This window comes from Leuconostoc rapi (assembly GCF_016908715.1).
In the GTDB taxonomy this organism is placed as follows: domain Bacteria; phylum Bacillota; class Bacilli; order Lactobacillales; family Lactobacillaceae; genus Leuconostoc; species Leuconostoc rapi.
Genome location: NZ_JAFBEK010000004.1, coordinates 124,753 through 140,913, shown reverse-complemented (window position 1 = coordinate 140,913; position 16,161 = coordinate 124,753). Strand labels below are relative to the sequence as shown.

Sequence of the window (16,161 nt, the reverse complement as noted above, 5' to 3'; positions counted from 1 at the left end):
CTATTAAAGAAAACACGTGAAGTTGCGTGTCAGAGGAAAATTGATGACGAATCCAATAGTTGGAACAATTATTAAAGCAAATGTAACAGACGAAAATGATAAATTCTTTTTCGCGCAAATCGATGGGCATACTTATGAAATCGATAAAGCTGAACTTGAGAAACCCCTAAAGGTTGGTGGCTTTGTCACTGGGTTTGCCTATGAGAATGAGAATCATAAATTTCAAATAACAAAACAAGCCCCAACTGCACAAAAAGATGTCTATGGGTGGGGCAGTGTTGTGGCGAACCGTCATGATTTAGGCGTTTTTGTGTCGATTGGATTACCCAATAAAGATCTTGTTGTATCTCTAGATGATTTACCAACAATAACAACTTTGTGGCCACAAAAGGGCGACAAGTTGATGTTAGCTATGAAAGAGGACAATAAGGGACGCCTTTGGGGTGCGATTGCGCAACAAAATATTATTGATGCCGTGTCTCGCCGTGCACCGCAAGAAATAAAATCAAAAACTGTTAAAGCAACTGTTTATCGTAATAAAATTGCTGGGACACTTGTTGTAACTGACGAATATTATCTTGGATTCATTCATCCTTCACAACGTGATGATGAACCACGTTTAGGACAGGTTGTTGATGCGCGCGTTATTGGTGTGCGAGAGGACGGCTCGTTGAACCTATCTTTGAAGCCATTAGCATATAAAACCATGGACGAAGACGCACAGTTCCTGCTTGTACAGTTACAACGACGTAGTGACCACTTTTTGCCATTTAATGACAAAAGCGCACCAGAAGCTATTAAGCGTCAATTTGGTTTTAGTAAAAGCCAATTTAAAAGGGCACTAGGCCATCTCTACAAAGACCGCGTCATTGAACAAGTTGATGGCGGCATTAAGCTAATTGAAAAATAATGACACAAGAAATAGATAACGCCATTGCAGATTATTTACATTATATTCGCATTGAGCGCGGCTTATCGGACAACACAATTAAAAGTTATCAGCAAGATTTGAAGCAATTTGGGGCCTATATGACAGCTGAAAAACTTAATTTAAATGCCATTGATCATGTTGTTATACTCACTTGGTTAAACCATTTACGTGAGTTGAATAAATCAAATAATTCAGTCATTCGTATGGTTACGTCATTGCGTAAATTTTTTGGTTATTTGTCACAAGAAAAAATGATTCTGCATAATCCAATGGTTGATGTGAAGCCCCCAAAAAAGGCAGAGCATCTACCAGCGGTATTGAGTGTTGCGGAAATTGATGCGTTATTGCAGGTGCCAACTGAAAAAACCGCATTAGGTGTACGAAATAGAGCGCTTATTGAAGTTATGTATGCTACGGGCTTACGTGTGAGCGAGCTGGTCAACCTCAAAATGAGTGACTTGCATTTGCAACTTGGTCTAATTCAAACGATTGGGAAAGGTGATAAGGAGCGAATTATTCCGATTGGTGAGGTTGCTGCTGAGTGGTTAGAACGCTATTTTGCTCACAGTCGGTTAACTTTATTAAAGGAAAAAGTGTCGCCGTTTGTTTTTTTAAATGATCGAGGCACACAATTAAGTCGGCAAGGTGTCTGGAAAATCATTAAAAAATTAGTATTGGCTGCAGGAATTGATAAAGATGTGTCTCCACATACACTACGGCATTCTTTTGCGACCCATATTTTAGAAAATGGTGCAGATTTGCGAATTGTGCAAGAATTGTTGGGTCATGCTGATATTTCGACAACGCAAATTTATACACACATTTCAAAGAAGAGGTTAAGCGAAGTGTATGACGCTTTTCACCCACGAGCGTAAACTGATTTTAACCTAAAATAATTCAGGAGAAACGATGTTAACACAAGCTAGAAATGACAATCAGAAGACGGTTATGGGTATTCTATCTTTGTTACCAGGTCTTCGTGAATTAGCCCATTTAAATGCGGAGATTGCTTGGTATAATGGGAGTGATGCGCGTTGCTTGTATGTTTGGCAAGATGGTGCGCAAGTCCAAGGTGTTTTAGGTGTTGAGTTTTTGTCCGAAGATATTGTGCTTATCCGGCACGTGGCACTGACGCCAGAATCGCGTACAGCAGCCAATTATTTTGCCATGTTATCAGAATTTCAGAGTCAAAACCAAACAGCCTTTATTATGGGTACATTAGATAATCAAAAATTGATTAATAAGTGGAGAAAGTCGACATCGCAACCAATGGGTTAACAATTAAATTAAGTGAATTTGAGGGGCCATTGGATTTATTATTGCATTTGATTAAAAAATCCGAAATGGATATTTTGGACTTACCCATTGCAACGATTACAGAACAATATTTGTCATTTATTCATGAACAACAAAATATGCAGCTAGATGTTGCCAGTGAATATTTGGTTATGGCAGCCACACTTGTTCAAATTAAATCATCTGACTTATTGCCACAAGAAACATTTGATGATGAGTTTGTGGATGACGATTTTTTTGATCCACGCGAAGAGTTAATGTTGCAATTATTGACATATAAGCAATTTCAAATTGCCAGTAACGAGTTACGTGAACGTGAAATACAACATCAACAATCATTTTCTAGGTTGCCAATGTTGGCGCCAATAGATATGATACCTGAAACAAAGCTAGCACCAGGTTTAGGGTTAATCGATTTACAAACAGCTTTTTCGCATTTATTAAGTAAAAAGAAACAACAACGTCCAATAAGCCGACGGGTTGTCAGTGAAAAATATACGTTGACTCGTGCCATTAACAATATCAAACGGCACTTTGCTTTGTATCAGGTGGGTGATGAAATTCGTTTTGAATCATTGTTTGATGAGGTTTACGATCGTGAACCGCTCGTGATGACTTTTTTAGCAGTGCTTGAGATGGCTAAAGAAGATAAAATTGTACTTTACCAAACAGATAAGTACGCAGAAATATTTTTAAAAATTGAAAAGTTGGATGAAAATGAATAATCTTGCTCAAATAGAAGCCGTGTTATTTGTGGCGGGGGATGAAGGCATAACAATTAAAGATATTTGTAGTATCACAAAGTTTGATCGGCCCGCTGTGATCGCGCTAATTGATGATTTAGCAGCACATTATGATAATGACGTCACCAGTGCTTTAGAAATTAGAGAAACCGATGATGCCTACCGTTTAGTCACAAAATCAGGACTTGGTGCTGTAGTAAAAGGCTATTTTGACGCGCCTATTAACACAACGCTGTCACAAGCACAATTAGAAACATTGGTCATTATTGCCTACAAACAACCAATTACACGTGTTGAAATTGATCAAATTCGTGGTGTGCAATCGTCAGGGACCTTACAAAAATTAGCATTACGACAATTGATTATCGCTACAGGTCGAAAGGATGAACCTGGTAGACCTATTATGTATGGCACAACAGCAGAATTTTTAGATTATTTTGGTTTAAAACAATTATCAGATTTACCACCGCTACCAGATTTTGATACGTTAGAAATTGATGATGAGGGTGGTGAGTTATTTACTAGCGCGTTTGAAATGCGTCTAGCAGAAACGGAAGAAGAGAACAAACATGTCTGAAGAAGCACAACGTGTACAAAAAGTAATTGCCCAAGCTGGATTAGCTTCCAGACGTGGCGCAGAAGAACTCATTGCTAAGGGTCGCGTTCAAGTGAACGGTCAAACAATTACAGCACTTGGTGTGAAAGTTGAGCCAAATGACACTGTGACTGTTGATAGCGTACCGCTTGAGGGTCGTGAAAAATTAGTTTACTATTTATTAAATAAACCACGCGGTGTGGTAACGACAAACAATGATGAAAAAGGTCGCCGAACAGTTCTAGATATTTTATCAGACGTTACTGAACGTGTTTATCCTATTGGGCGTTTAGATTATGATACAACTGGCGTGTTGTTATTGACAAATGATGGTGTTGTGGCTAATCAATTGATGCACCCAAAGTCACGGGTAGATAAAGTATATATTGCGAAGGTAGCGGGTATTGCAACAGATGATAAGTTAGCGCCATTGAAACATGGTGTTGTCATTAAAGGTCGTAAGACGGCACCGGCGCGCGTGACGATTGAGCGTATTGATAAAGACAAGAAGACTAGTATGGTCCGTGTTATTCTTCATGAAGGTCGAAATCATCAAGTTAAAAACATGTTGCAAAAGGTGGGATTACCTGTTGAAAAATTGACACGAGAGCAATATGCTTTTTTCGATTTAACTGGTTTGCAGTCTGGGGAATATCGTAAATTAACAAACCCCGAAATTAAACGTTTAAAAGCAGAAGATTACAAAAATTATCGTAGAAAATAAATTATTGCTATTAGGTTATTTATTTGTTACAATGATGAAAATTAAATAAAAACTTCAGGGTAGGGTGTAATTCCCAACCGGCGGTGAGACATGCATGACATGATAAGCCCGCGACCTGCGTAAGCAGCTGATCTGGTCAAAATCCAGAGCCGACCGTAAAGTCGGGTATAAAGAAGTTAAAAAAGAAAGTTAAAGCTGCCTTTTTGTGATACCCTGACAAATTGCGCAGCTTTTTTGAGGCAAAAATGATGTCTATTTCATCAACAACACGAACGCAACGCTTAACCTTAATTGCGATTTTTAGCGCAATTTCGTTTGGTTTAATGTTATTCCCGCAGGTGCCATTGATTCCAGGGGCTGATTTTTTGAAGCTTGATTTTTCAATTGTGCCTATTCTTATTGCTGGCTACTGGCTTAATACGTCTGCAGCAATATGGACGATTGTTTTGCGAACAGTATTAAAATTAATTTTGGCAAACGAGGGCGTTAATACCTACCTGGGGTTGCCAGTTAATCTGGTAGCAGTAATCGTTTTTGCGCTTATTATGTTTTGGGTGATGCCACAGTTTAAAACTAAGAATATTGTTAAAAGTGTATTGGCAGTCATAGTAGCAACGTTGGGGTTGACTGTTGCGGCGGTGATTATGAATTGGTTTGTAGCAGTTCCACTATACGCAAAATTTGCCCATTTTGATATTGAAAAAATAATCGGCTTAACGCAGTATTTTGTCGCCATGGTCTTGCCTTTTAACTTAATACAGGGTGCCATATGGGGTGTTGTTAGTTTGAGTGTCTTATCAATTTTGAGACCATTACAAAATAGTTTAAATTCTTAACCAAACATTATACACACTGATGAAGTCCTATGTGGTAAAATTTTAAGTGAATATACGACAATGGAGGTCGTTTTATAATGAACGATTATGACCCAAATAACATGAGCCGATCTTCTCGGCCAAAAAAACAAAAACTAGAGCCAAAATTTGCTCGCAAATCTGATCATAACGCAACTGGACATAAAGGGTTACGTTTATTTTTGAGCATTTTGGCTTTAGTCATTCTATCAAGTGTGCCGGTTTACGGTTTTTGGGCGAACCACAAAGAGCCTGAACAGCAAGCTGCCAAATCAGTTAGTTCTAAAAAATCATCAACGTCTGATGACAAATCATCTTCTTCAGAATCGTCAAATACATCATCAGATGATTTGTCAACAAGTTCAGAATCTGAAGTTGACAGTCAGTCAAGTGAAGAACCTAGTGCTGAAGTCAGTTCAAGTGTTTCTTCAAGTGAAGCAACAAGTAGTCAAGCTAGCTCTTCAAGCGCAACGCAAACAGCAGTTCTTGGTGCTAGTCAAACTTTGTATAATTTTGCTGTAACTCATGGTATGACAACAGAACAAGTTGTTGCATTGAACCCTGGATTAACGGTTGAGAACTATACGCAATATGCTGGCAGAGATTTGAATACGCAATAAGCAGAGGGTAATTATGTTAAAGAATTTCCAAGTAGCAATTGATGGCCCAGCGTCAGCAGGTAAGTCAACAATTGCTAAAATATTGGCAACTGATCTAAAATATGTTTACGTTGACACAGGTGCAATGTATCGTACAGTGACCTTGGCGGCTAAAAATGCTGGCATAGCTTATGATGATGAGTCAGGGATTGTTAACTTGTTGACACAAATAGACATTAGATTTGAACCCGGTACACCAACCCAACGTGTGTATCTCAATAATCAAGAAGTAACTGAAGACATTCGTTCAACAGAAATCACGAATAATGTTTCTCAAGTTGCTTCATATGCAGCAGTCCGCCAAGATTTAGTAGGACGACAACGGCATATTGCCAACAGTAGTGATATTATTATGGATGGCCGTGATATTGGCACGACAGTTTTGCCATATGCTCAGGTCAAAATATTTTTAATTGCTAGTGTTGAAGAACGTGCAAACAGACGCTACAAAGAAAATATTGCTAAAGGCATGACGGTTGACTTGGTGTCGTTAAAAAAAGATATTGAGGCGAGGGATTATAAAGACTCTCATCGCGAAATTAGTCCACTAACACAGGCTGAAGATGCCGTTTTAGTGGACACAACCGGGCAAAGTATTGATGAAGTTGTGTCTAAAATCACAAAAATTATTCAAAATAAACAGAAACAATAATTTACAGCGTGAAAACGCTGTTTTTTACTATACAAGAACAAAATATTCTGGTAAACTATATTCATAGTGTAAATTGTAGGAGGACGTTAGACGTCATGAGTGAAACAAACAACGAGTTCTTAGCAGCTCTCGAAAGCGCAGCAGATCAAATTAAGGTGGGAGATGTTATTACAGGTGAGCTTTTAGCCATTGATAACGATAACCAAGCAGTTGTTGGTTTGCCTACCGGTGAAGAAGGAGTTGTGCCAGCACGTGAGTACTCAGACGATCGTAACATCAACCTGGCAGACGAATTGAAGATTGGTGACAGCATTGAAGCTGTTGTTATTTCGAATGTAACAAGTGATAAAGAGGGTGTGTCATACCTTTTGTCAAAGAAGCGTTTAGACGCTCGTAAAGCCTGGGGAAACCTTAGCTTTGGCGAAGGCGACACAGTTGATGCAAAAGTTATCAATGCTGTTCGCGGTGGTTTAATTGTTGATGTTAATGGTGTCCGTGGATTCGTACCTGCTTCTATGGTTGCAGAGCGTTTCGTATCTGACTTGAACCAGTTCAAGAATAAGGATATCAAGGCACAAGTTATCGAAATTGACCCTGCTAATGCACGCTTGATTTTGTCACGTAAGGCCGTAGCAGCCCAAGAACGCGCCGCTCAACTTGCTGAAGTATTTAGTAAGTTAACAGTTGGTGAAGTAGTTGAAGGAACTGTAGCCCGTTTGACAGACTTTGGTGCCTTTGTTGATTTGGGTGGTGTTGATGGTTTGGTCCATGTATCAGAAATTTCACATGACCGCGTTAAAAACCCAGCCGATGTTTTGACAAAGGGTGACAAGGTTAATGTTAAAATTTTGGCTTTGGATACTGAAAAGGGTCGCATCTCATTGTCAATCAAAGCAACACAACGTGGACCTTGGGATGAAGCCGCAGACCAAATTGCTGCTGGTGCCGTTCTTGAAGGAACAGTTAAGCGCGTGAAGGACTTTGGTGCCTTTGTTGAAATCTTGCCTGGTATTGAAGGACTTGTCCATGTATCACAAATTTCAAATAAGCGTATTGAGAACCCTTCAGAAGTTTTGAAGTCTGGTGACAAGGTACAAGTTAAAGTATTGGATATCAAGCCAGCCGAAGAACGTATTTCATTGTCAATGAAAGCTTTGGAAGAAAAGCCTGAACGTGAAGATCGTCGTAAAGATGGTTCAGCCTCACGTGCAGACATCGCTGCTTATAAGCAAAACGATGATTCTGGTGCAACATTAGGCGACATCTTTGGTGATAAGTTGTAAAATTAACACATAAAAGAGCTGGTTAGCCAGTTCTTTTATTTTGGAAGAAAAATTGAGTGGGTATTAGTAGTGGCTCACGGTAAGAAAAGAAAGGGGTGCTATTATGTCAGCACCAATAGTAGCAATTGTTGGACGCCCAAATGTGGGCAAGTCAACGATATTTAACCGTATGGCTGGAGAACGTATTGCAATCGTGGAAGATCAGCCTGGTGTGACACGTGATCGTTTATACGCGCCAGCCGAATGGTTGAATTATGAGTTTCGTATGATTGACACCGGTGGTATTGAACTTGGTGATGAACCTTTTTTAGCTGAGATTCGCGCACAAGTTGAGTTGGCAATTGATGAGGCAGATGTTATTGTTATGGTCGCCTCTGGTCGAGAAGGGGTCACATCTGCAGATGAAGTTGTGGCTAAAATGTTATATAAGACTGAAAAGCCTGTCGTTTTAGCAATCAATAAGGTTGATAATCCTGAAATGCGACAAGATATTTATGACTTTTATTCACTTGGTTTAGGAGAACCCTACCCAGTGTCAGGGGCTCATGGTCTTGGTTTAGGCGACATGTTAGATGCAGTTGTTAAAAATTTCCCAGATGAAGCAGCTGAACAAGAAGATGAGGGTGTGATTAAATTTAGTATCATTGGCCGCCCCAATGTTGGTAAGTCTTCAATTGTCAATGCCATGCTAGGTGAGGAACGTGTTATTGTATCTAGCATTGAAGGAACAACTAGAGATGCCATTGATACACGTTTTGTAACGCCTGAAGGCGATGAATTTATCATGGTTGATACGGCGGGTATGCGCAAGCGTGGAAAGGTTTACGAAAACACAGAGAAGTATTCTGTTATGCGCGCTTTAAAGGCAATCGATAATAGTAACGTTATTTTAATGGTAATTGATGCAGAGGCTGGTATTCGCGAACAAGATAAACATGTCGCTGGTTTTGCTCATGAAGCTGGGCGTGCTATGATTGTGGTTGTCAATAAGTGGGATGCAATTGATAAAGATGATCGTACAATGAAGGATTTTGAAAATTTAATCCGTGCGGAATTTAAGTTTTTAGACTATGCACCAATTATTTTCGTTTCCGCTAAGACAGGGCAACGTCTAGACCGCCTACCACAACTTGTTAGGGATGTTGATGATAATCATCGAAAGCGTGTATCGTCATCAACTCTTAATGATGTTATTATGGATGCTATTGCAGTAAACCCAACACCTTCAGATAATGGGCGTCGCTTGCGTGTTTATTATGCGACTCAGGTAGCTATTCAGCCGCCGACATTTGTGATTTTTGTTAATGACGTTGAGCTCATGCATTTTTCGTATGAGCGTTTCCTAGAAAATAAAATACGTGAAGCATTTGACTTTACAGGTACACCAATTAAGTTAATTGTCCGCGCTCGTAAGTAAAGCCGATAAATTAGTTTTTTTAAATGATTTCTTTCATAGTCATGAATTTTTTATGACAAAATGGTTACGAAACGGCGAAAGTCGCGTAAACACTACACATTGGGGCATTCTTATGTTATTCTAGTTACATGAAATAATGTTTCGACACATTTCAAAACCGCTCGACGGTTAATAAATACTCTCAGGAGAAGCAAAATGGCTAACAAGCAAGAATTAGTAGATTCAGTTGCAAAAGCAACAGGTTTGACAAAGAAAGATGCCACTGCATCAGTCGACGCAGTATTTGCATCAATCGAAGCAGCTTTGAAGAACGGTGAAAAAGTTCAATTGATCGGTTTTGGTAACTTTGAAGTTCGTGATCGTGCAGCTCGTAAGGGTCGTAACCCACAAACTGGTGCAGAAATTGAAATTCCTGCATCAAAGGTACCTGCATTTAAGCCTGGTAAGGCTCTAAAAGAAGCAGTGAAGTAATTTATATACTGTGATATTAACAGTAATATCTGGAAAAGCGGTCTTGAAATAGGGCTGTTTTTTTGTTTGGCGTCAGACGCTTTTATGATGGCAATTGAAGCTTGTTAATATACAATTAATACAGTGTATGTTACAATATTGGTGTACCAATCAAATAAAATTCAAGGAGAACATATGATGTCAATTGATGAAAAGTTTGATAATGCTAAGGACAAGGTTACGGGTAAGGCCAAAGAGGTCGAAGGCAAAATTACTGGTGATAAGAGTCGTGAAGTAGAAGGTAAGGCACAAGGTTTGTTTGGCAAAGCTAAGGACAAGTTGTCTGATGCAGCTGAAACAGTTAAAGATAAGGCTGAAGATGCTTATGAATCAGTCAAAGATGGCGTTGAAAATTTAAAAAAGTAAAGTATAACATAAAAGGCGTTATCCTAATGGGTAACGCCTTTTATGATTTGATATAATACGACCTATTAGAGGCTAGCGTAATTCATGTGTGGGTATGTTTTATGTTAAAATGAACTGTTAGTTAATTATGCTAGTAATTAAACGTTTAAGAGAAATATATTACGATTATTTATGATAGGAACTTAATATTTGGAGGAGTAAGTCATGGTATCAAATTATGCGCAAAAAATGTTGGATGCGTTATCAAGCGGACAGCTTGACGAAGCGCAACATTTATTTGCACAGTCTTTAAGACACGACGATGAGAATTTAATTTATAGTTTGGCAGAAGAATTATATGCTTTAGGTTTTTTAAATCAATCACGTCGTGCCTATAAAAAGCTGCTAGAAAAGTATCCGGAAGAAGATGAAATTCGCGCTGCGTTGGCAGATATAGCAATTGAGGATGGTGAAATTGATGAGGCACAAAATTACTTAGCGCAAATTCAACCTGACTCACCTTCCTATCTTCGATCATTGCTTGTGAAGGCAGATATTTATCAAACAGAAGGTCTCAATGAGTCGGCAGAGTATAGTTTGTTGCAGGCTGAAAATATTGCACCAGAAGAAGAGGTTATTCAATTTGCATTGGCAGAATTTTACTTTGCTAATCAATCTTTTCAAAAAGCTATCAAACGTTACCGTGCGTTATTGTTGAAAGGTCAACGTGAGATTAGCCGTGTTGATATTGTCGCTCGTATTGGTGTAGCGTACGCACAAATTGGCAATTATGATCACGCAATTGGCTATTTAGAACAAATTAAGCCTGAGCGTATGACAATGGATACACGCTTTCAGTTGGCTATTTTGTATCAGGAAACGCAACATGAAAACGAAGCAATCACACTTTTTAATGAGATTTTAGCCTCAGATCCTAAATATACATCAATTTATCCTTTGTTGGGAAAGGCATACGAACAACTAAACCAAATTGAAGATGCTTACCGTACGTATCAGGCTGGTTTGGCACAGGATGAAACAAATATACAGTTATACCGTTTGGCAGCCACAGCGGCCCAAAAAATGGGTGATTTAGATGCTGCAGAGAATTACTACCATCAAGCGCTGAAAATTGATGATGCGGATGTCACGACAATTATTAATTTAACTGATTTATATCTTGAGCAGCAGCGATTTGATGAGGTGATTACTGATATGACAAAATACTTGGCTGATGATTTAACTGATCCTCAATTTTATTGGACTTTAGCCCGTGCTTACCAAGCCGTGGGAGACGATAACAAGGCGCAGCACTATTGGCATGATGCTGTGCCATTGTTCCAAGATAACGTTCAATTTTTATTAGATCTCATTACTTGGTATCATGAACAGGGACAACAACAACTAGAAATTGACACGCTAAAACACTATCTTTTTTTGGCGCCAAATGACTCAGATATGCAAATGCGCTTAGAAGATTTAGCTTTTTAAGCGCGTCATGTGGACAAAAAAGTCCGGGCGTGCTATACCTACCAAATCAAGTTTCACAGCACTAGTAGTCTGTTTTTGGTATAATTTGATTAAGGACTTTTATGATGAGAATTGAGACATTGCCACAAGAATTTAAAGATGCACAACTTGCTTTAAAACGCCTTGAAGATGCTGGTCATGAAGCTTATTTTGTTGGTGGCGCAGTGCGCGATATGCTCTTGAACAAGCCAATACACGATGTTGATATTGCCACATCGGCATTCCCAGAAGAGGTGAAGAATTTATTTAATACCACTGTGGACACCGGTATCCAACATGGAACGGTGATGGTTTTAGATTATGGCAGCGGTTACGAAATAACAACTTTTCGAACAGAATCTACTTACACTGATTTTCGACGGCCAGACGAAGTAACATTTGTTCGTAGTTTGGCCGAAGATTTGAAGCGGCGTGATTTCACAATTAATGCTTTAGCGATGACGTATACTGGTGAAATGGTTGACTTGTTTAATGGCCTATCTGATCTTCAGAAAGGCGTTATTCGCGCTGTTGGCGACGCTGAGGTGCGCTTTACAGAAGATGCGCTAAGAATGATGCGTGCGTTACGTTTTAGTGCGCAACTAGCATTTGATATTGCGATTGATACGCAAAATGCCTTGAAAAAATTAGCGCCCAACCTTGAAAAAATTGCGGTTGAGCGCATTCGTGTTGAATTTGAAAAACTGTTGCAAGGGGAAAAGTCAGCTCAAAGCCTGGAAATAGCTGTACGTGACGATGTGATACCGTATCTTCCTGGTAATTTACAAAATTGGAATTTAACGCCGCTTATTTCTGATTTGAAACTTCGACAAGGCCAGCATCATCAAGTCGTTTGGGCACATTTATTATCTAGATCATCGTTGCCTGTTGAGGACATGAAAAAATTCATGAGACTCTGGAAAACGAGCCGTGAGGACATTAAGGCAGTTGTTATGATCGCGCCAATAGCACGTCAGATTAATGCAGCCAATATTTTTGATCTTTATCGTATTTATAGTTATCGTAAGGAACTTCTTGAGGTTCTGCAATTAATTGGGACAGATACACAAACGATTGAAAATATCGCACACCTGTTTAAAACGTTGCCGATTAAGCAAACGTCTGATTTGGCAATTAATGGAAATGATTTGCTGTCGAGTGGCATGATTTCTCCAGGACCTGAGATAGGACGGATGCTTAAAAAGCTAGCGCATGCCGTGTTACTTGGAGAAGTGAATAACACAACTGATTCATTATTTAGTTATGTAGAGGAGTTGACATCATATGACAAAAATTAAGATGGTCTGGGCAGAGGACAAGGAACATGCTATTGGAAAAGATGGTAGCTTACCATGGCGTTTACCAGATGATTTAAAGTTGTTTCGTGAAGAGACCACTGATACTTTGATGGTTATGGGACGGACAACTTGGTCGAGTATTGGTCGCCCATTACCAAATCGCAAAACCCTTGTGTTAACAAGGCAATTAGATTGGCACTTACCTTTTGAAGATGTTTTGATTACGCATTCAGTTGCGGAAACACTAGATACTATTCAATCTGAATCTAAAGATGTTTCTATTGCTGGCGGTGCTTCCATTTATCGCGCGTTTATGCCGTATGCAACCGATCTGATTGTAACGCGTATTGATGGTATAATTAATGGTGACACATTTGTAGATGATATTGACTTAACAACCTTTGAGTTAGTGAGTCGTCAACCACATGACAAAGATGACAGGCACGATTATGCGTTTGTTGTGGAACGTTATAAGCGTAGAAATCGAGGAGAAAATGTCTAATATTAAGATTGTTACGGATTCAGCTGTAGCATTGACACAAGAAGAAATTAAACAATACGATATCACAATCGTACCGCTTACTGTTCAAATTGATGGCGTCGTATATGAAGATGGTGTAACAATTCAACGTAATGAATTTTTAGAAAAAATGGCAACAAGTCATAGTTTGCCGCAAACATCTCAGCCTTCAATTGGAAAATTCCAGGCAGTTTATGAAGAAATTAATGATAAATATCCTGACGCAGAAATATTGAGTTTACACCTTTCTTCTGGTTTGTCAGGTACTGTTCATGCGGCCGAGCAGGCAGCAGCATTGACTTCTGCTAAAATTACGACTTTTGATACGTTAAACGCAGATCGCGCCCAAGCTTTTCCTGTTCTTGTTGCGGCTAAAATGGCGGCAGCGGGGGCTAAAATGGCAGATATCGTAGCTGAAATTAAAAAAGTACGGTCCCATGCGCACACATATTTGAGCTTTACGTCATTGGATAACATGGTGGCCGGTGGCCGCTTGAGTAGAGCATCTGGTCTCATTGGAAATTTGCTGAATATCAAGGTCGGAGCTGGAGTAGATCAAAATGGTTCAGTTGAGGTCCTTGTAAAGGGTCGCGGGATGAAGGCAATAGCCAAATTCAATGATAATGTTATCGCTAAAATGCAAGAATATTCGGATATGCTTGCCATCGGGGTTTCTCATGCTGGCGTGCCAGAGGTAGCCGAAAAAATGGCGGCACGTTTAAACGAAATTTGGCCAGATATTAAAATTGAAGTCACAAATACGGGTCCTATTATATCAACGCATACAGGTATTGGTGCGTTAGCTATTTTGTATCATGCATATTAAATTGAATATATAACCTAAAACCCCAAAAATATAGTTTTGGGGTTTTATTGTGTACAAATGTTTGATATGATTAATGAGCATTTATCAAAATCAATAATTAACTATTATTGGACTGGTTCGAAAACTGCCCAGGATAAAAAACCAAGTAACCTTGAAAGGTAGGAGAGATGATGCAAAAAAATAAAGTCATTATTGATGCTGATCCAGGTATTGATGATAGTCTTGCGCTTTTGGTAGCACTAAATTCACCGGAGCTTGATATTATTGGTATCACAGTAGTTGCGGGTAACGTACCAACAGATATAGGTGTGAAAAATGTATTGAAAGTTTTGCATGAAGCAGGTCGCCTTGATATTCCAGTGTTTTCCGGTGCCACTAGGCCATTAAAACATGCGTACACCAGTGCGCAAGATACGCACGGTATGGATGGTCTAGGTGAAAGTGGTATTCCAAATGCGCCAGAAAAGCCCTTAAGTGAACTTGATGCCCAATCAGGTTATGTCAAGTTATTAACCGAAAATGACGACGTGTGGTTTATGGCATTAGGGCCGCTAACAAATGTGGCGGTATCGCTTCAGCAGCAGCCAAATATCTGGCAACATGTCTCACGTTTGATTGTTATGGGTGGTGCATACAAGAGTCATGGCAACACATCGCCAGTTGCAGAGTATAATTTTTGGGTTGATCCTGATGCAGCAGATTATGTTTTTCAAAATGCACCACTTTGTATCGAATTGGTACCATTGGATGTGACACGCAAGATTGTTTTAACGCCAAATATATTGGCATTAATGCAAAACTTAGATCCACAAAAAACAATATTCGTTGCTAAAATTATTCGTTTTTATTTTCAGTTTCATTGGCAACAAGAACACGTATTAGGTGCGGTGATTAATGATCCTTTGGTTATTGTTTATGCATTACATCCAGAGTTATCAAGGGGCATTCATAAATATGTGACTGTGGTTACATCAGGTATAGCCTTGGGGCAAAGTATTGTGGACACTGCTAACTTTTGGAATAAGGCAGCTAACGCCACAATTTTACAAGAAATTGATGCCAAACAAGCAATGACTTATATTGTTAGTGGGTTAATCGGACTTGATGTCAGCGACGTTGCGATTGAATTAGATCGTATTGCGACTGATTTGGAGCGTCTACCATGAAAAATCACATGTCAGCTCAAAAAATTGCGTTAATAGCACTGTTCATTGTTATTAACATTATTGGTACCCATCTGGCTTTGTATGCTAGGCTACCAATATACTTGGATACAATCGGTACGTTGATTGGTAGTGCTGTTTTTGGACCTATTGGTGGTGTGATGACAGGCGTCTTAACGGCACTGATTAATGGCGCTACGGGAGACCTTTTTTCAATTTATTTTATGCCTAGCCAAATAACAACGGCACTTGTTTCGGGTTTTGTTTATAAAAAAGTAAAACCAACGGATTTTAAAAAAATATGGTGGGTAGCATTAATCATTTCAGTACCTGCCACTATTGTCAGTACGATCATTACTGTTATATTATTCCATGGAGTAACGTCGTCGGGTTCCAGCATGTTGGTACAGGTATTGCACGGTATGGGCATTAATCAAGCGATTGCTGTTTTTCTTGTGCAAGTGGGCACGGATTACTTTGATCGTGTCATCGGTGTGTATGTTGTTGCAATCGTGTATAAAACCATTCAGAGTTATAATCAATGAGTATAAACACATTTTTTCTTAATTAATGTGTTGACAATTATCATTTAAAGTTGTATAGTTAGAACATTAAATAAGGATGAGAAAAATTATGAACAATAAGATCTTGAAAAACAATAGCTATTATTACTTCTGGTTTATGTAGAACCGTCGCATGCGTTAAGTGCGTCGGGATACGACGCACTTAGCGACCAGAAGATTTTTAAGGTCAGTCACTAAGTGGATTTAAAACACTTAGTGACTTTTTATTTTGCAGCATAAAACTGCTTTAAGAAATCGTGCTAAGTGTCAGCC

The 16,161-nt window shown here is 39.1% G+C and carries 19 protein-coding genes and 1 riboswitch; all 19 genes read left to right on the top strand.

Annotation, left to right across the window (positions count from 1 at the left end; all coding sequences use genetic code 11):
* The first annotated feature begins 43 nt into the window (after positions 1-43).
* The 19 genes from JOD28_RS05735 to JOD28_RS05645 all read left to right on the top strand — a co-directional run bounded on the left by JOD28_RS05735 (position 44) and on the right by JOD28_RS05645 (position 15,870).
* Positions 44-910 (top strand): CvfB family protein, encoded by an 867-nt coding sequence (locus JOD28_RS05735; RefSeq protein ID WP_204769875.1) that lies wholly within the window; start codon positions 44-46, stop codon positions 908-910.
* The gene (gene xerD / locus JOD28_RS05730; protein WP_204769874.1) at positions 910-1,806 is read left to right on the top strand and encodes a site-specific tyrosine recombinase XerD; all 897 of its coding nucleotides are present in this window, start codon (positions 910-912) and stop codon (positions 1,804-1,806) included. The genes JOD28_RS05735 and xerD overlap by 1 nt, the downstream gene beginning before the upstream one ends.
* Positions 1,807-1,840: 34 nt before the next feature.
* Complete coding sequence (locus tag JOD28_RS05725) at positions 1,841-2,209, top strand: riboflavin biosynthesis protein RibT (RefSeq protein WP_204769873.1); 369 nt, start codon at positions 1,841-1,843, stop codon at positions 2,207-2,209.
* Positions 2,176-2,952, top strand: a complete 777-nt coding sequence (locus JOD28_RS05720; protein ID WP_204769872.1) for a segregation and condensation protein A — start codon at positions 2,176-2,178, stop codon at positions 2,950-2,952. Before JOD28_RS05725 ends, JOD28_RS05720 begins: the two co-directional genes overlap by 34 nt.
* A complete protein-coding gene (scpB, locus tag JOD28_RS05715; RefSeq protein ID WP_204769905.1) occupies positions 2,945-3,547 on the top strand; it encodes an SMC-Scp complex subunit ScpB in 603 nt (200 codons plus the stop codon). The genes JOD28_RS05720 and scpB overlap by 8 nt, the downstream gene beginning before the upstream one ends.
* On the top strand, positions 3,540-4,289 hold the full coding sequence (locus JOD28_RS05710) for a pseudouridine synthase (RefSeq protein ID WP_204769871.1): 750 nt from the start codon (positions 3,540-3,542) through the stop codon (positions 4,287-4,289). Before scpB ends, JOD28_RS05710 begins: the two co-directional genes overlap by 8 nt.
* A gap of 46 nt (positions 4,290-4,335) precedes the next feature.
* A riboswitch (FMN riboswitch) is annotated at positions 4,336-4,471 on the top strand.
* Positions 4,472-4,537: 66 nt separating this feature from the next.
* Complete coding sequence (locus tag JOD28_RS05705) at positions 4,538-5,125, top strand: ECF transporter S component (protein WP_204769904.1); 588 nt, start codon at positions 4,538-4,540, stop codon at positions 5,123-5,125.
* 77 nt (positions 5,126-5,202) lie between these two features.
* Complete coding sequence (locus JOD28_RS05700; RefSeq protein WP_204769870.1) at positions 5,203-5,763, top strand: peptidoglycan-binding protein LysM; 561 nt, start codon at positions 5,203-5,205, stop codon at positions 5,761-5,763.
* Between the two features lie 13 nt (positions 5,764-5,776).
* Positions 5,777-6,454, top strand: a complete 678-nt coding sequence (gene cmk, locus JOD28_RS05695; protein ID WP_204769869.1) for a (d)CMP kinase — start codon at positions 5,777-5,779, stop codon at positions 6,452-6,454.
* Between the two features lie 95 nt (positions 6,455-6,549).
* A complete protein-coding gene (gene rpsA, locus JOD28_RS05690; RefSeq protein WP_204769868.1) occupies positions 6,550-7,737 on the top strand; it encodes a 30S ribosomal protein S1 in 1,188 nt (395 codons plus the stop codon).
* A gap of 103 nt (positions 7,738-7,840) precedes the next feature.
* Positions 7,841-9,154, top strand: a complete 1,314-nt coding sequence (gene der, locus JOD28_RS05685) for a ribosome biogenesis GTPase Der (RefSeq protein WP_204769867.1) — start codon at positions 7,841-7,843, stop codon at positions 9,152-9,154.
* Positions 9,155-9,325: 171 nt separating this feature from the next.
* Positions 9,326-9,625, top strand: coding sequence for an HU family DNA-binding protein (locus JOD28_RS05680; protein ID WP_415617560.1), 300 nt, complete (start codon positions 9,326-9,328; stop codon positions 9,623-9,625).
* A gap of 177 nt (positions 9,626-9,802) precedes the next feature.
* The gene (locus JOD28_RS05675; RefSeq protein WP_204769903.1) at positions 9,803-10,030 is read left to right on the top strand and encodes a CsbD family protein; all 228 of its coding nucleotides are present in this window, start codon (positions 9,803-9,805) and stop codon (positions 10,028-10,030) included.
* A 204-nt stretch (positions 10,031-10,234) separates the two neighbouring features.
* Complete coding sequence (locus JOD28_RS05670; protein WP_204769866.1) at positions 10,235-11,500, top strand: tetratricopeptide repeat protein; 1,266 nt, start codon at positions 10,235-10,237, stop codon at positions 11,498-11,500.
* A 104-nt stretch (positions 11,501-11,604) separates the two neighbouring features.
* Complete coding sequence (locus JOD28_RS05665; protein ID WP_204769902.1) at positions 11,605-12,816, top strand: CCA tRNA nucleotidyltransferase; 1,212 nt, start codon at positions 11,605-11,607, stop codon at positions 12,814-12,816.
* Positions 12,803-13,318: a dihydrofolate reductase gene (locus tag JOD28_RS05660; protein ID WP_204769865.1), complete on the top strand. Its 516-nt coding sequence runs from the start codon at positions 12,803-12,805 to the stop codon at positions 13,316-13,318. Before JOD28_RS05665 ends, JOD28_RS05660 begins: the two co-directional genes overlap by 14 nt.
* Positions 13,311-14,162 carry a DegV family protein gene (locus tag JOD28_RS05655; RefSeq protein ID WP_204769864.1) on the top strand — a complete coding sequence of 284 codons (852 nt, stop codon included), beginning with the start codon at positions 13,311-13,313 and terminating at the stop codon, positions 14,160-14,162. The genes JOD28_RS05660 and JOD28_RS05655 overlap by 8 nt, the downstream gene beginning before the upstream one ends.
* A 170-nt stretch (positions 14,163-14,332) precedes the next feature.
* Positions 14,333-15,328, top strand: coding sequence for a nucleoside hydrolase (locus JOD28_RS05650; protein ID WP_204769863.1), 996 nt, complete (start codon positions 14,333-14,335; stop codon positions 15,326-15,328).
* Positions 15,325-15,870: an ECF transporter S component gene (locus JOD28_RS05645; protein WP_204769862.1), complete on the top strand. Its 546-nt coding sequence runs from the start codon at positions 15,325-15,327 to the stop codon at positions 15,868-15,870. Before JOD28_RS05650 ends, JOD28_RS05645 begins: the two co-directional genes overlap by 4 nt.
* Positions 15,871-16,161: the final 291 nt, after the last annotated feature.

Bases quoted from the DNA above. Each gene is read 5' to 3' on its own strand.
- JOD28_RS05735 (WP_204769875.1), top strand. From the start codon at position 44: ATGACGAATCCAATAGTTGGAACAATTATTAAAGCAAATGTAACAGAC.
- xerD (WP_204769874.1), top strand. From the start codon at position 910: ATGACACAAGAAATAGATAACGCCATTGCAGATTATTTACATTATATT.
- JOD28_RS05725 (WP_204769873.1), top strand. From the start codon at position 1,841: ATGTTAACACAAGCTAGAAATGACAATCAGAAGACGGTTATGGGTATT.
- scpB (WP_204769905.1), top strand. From the start codon at position 2,945: ATGAATAATCTTGCTCAAATAGAAGCCGTGTTATTTGTGGCGGGGGAT.
- JOD28_RS05710 (WP_204769871.1), top strand. From the start codon at position 3,540: ATGTCTGAAGAAGCACAACGTGTACAAAAAGTAATTGCCCAAGCTGGA.
- JOD28_RS05705 (WP_204769904.1), top strand. From the start codon at position 4,538: ATGTCTATTTCATCAACAACACGAACGCAACGCTTAACCTTAATTGCG.
- JOD28_RS05700 (WP_204769870.1), top strand. From the start codon at position 5,203: ATGAACGATTATGACCCAAATAACATGAGCCGATCTTCTCGGCCAAAA.
- cmk (WP_204769869.1), top strand. From the start codon at position 5,777: ATGTTAAAGAATTTCCAAGTAGCAATTGATGGCCCAGCGTCAGCAGGT.
- rpsA (WP_204769868.1), top strand. From the start codon at position 6,550: ATGAGTGAAACAAACAACGAGTTCTTAGCAGCTCTCGAAAGCGCAGCA.
- der (WP_204769867.1), top strand. From the start codon at position 7,841: ATGTCAGCACCAATAGTAGCAATTGTTGGACGCCCAAATGTGGGCAAG.
- JOD28_RS05675 (WP_204769903.1), top strand. From the start codon at position 9,803: ATGTCAATTGATGAAAAGTTTGATAATGCTAAGGACAAGGTTACGGGT.
- JOD28_RS05670 (WP_204769866.1), top strand. From the start codon at position 10,235: ATGGTATCAAATTATGCGCAAAAAATGTTGGATGCGTTATCAAGCGGA.
- JOD28_RS05665 (WP_204769902.1), top strand. From the start codon at position 11,605: ATGAGAATTGAGACATTGCCACAAGAATTTAAAGATGCACAACTTGCT.
- JOD28_RS05660 (WP_204769865.1), top strand. From the start codon at position 12,803: ATGACAAAAATTAAGATGGTCTGGGCAGAGGACAAGGAACATGCTATT.
- JOD28_RS05655 (WP_204769864.1), top strand. From the start codon at position 13,311: ATGTCTAATATTAAGATTGTTACGGATTCAGCTGTAGCATTGACACAA.
- JOD28_RS05650 (WP_204769863.1), top strand. From the start codon at position 14,333: ATGCAAAAAAATAAAGTCATTATTGATGCTGATCCAGGTATTGATGAT.
- JOD28_RS05645 (WP_204769862.1), top strand. From the start codon at position 15,325: ATGAAAAATCACATGTCAGCTCAAAAAATTGCGTTAATAGCACTGTTC.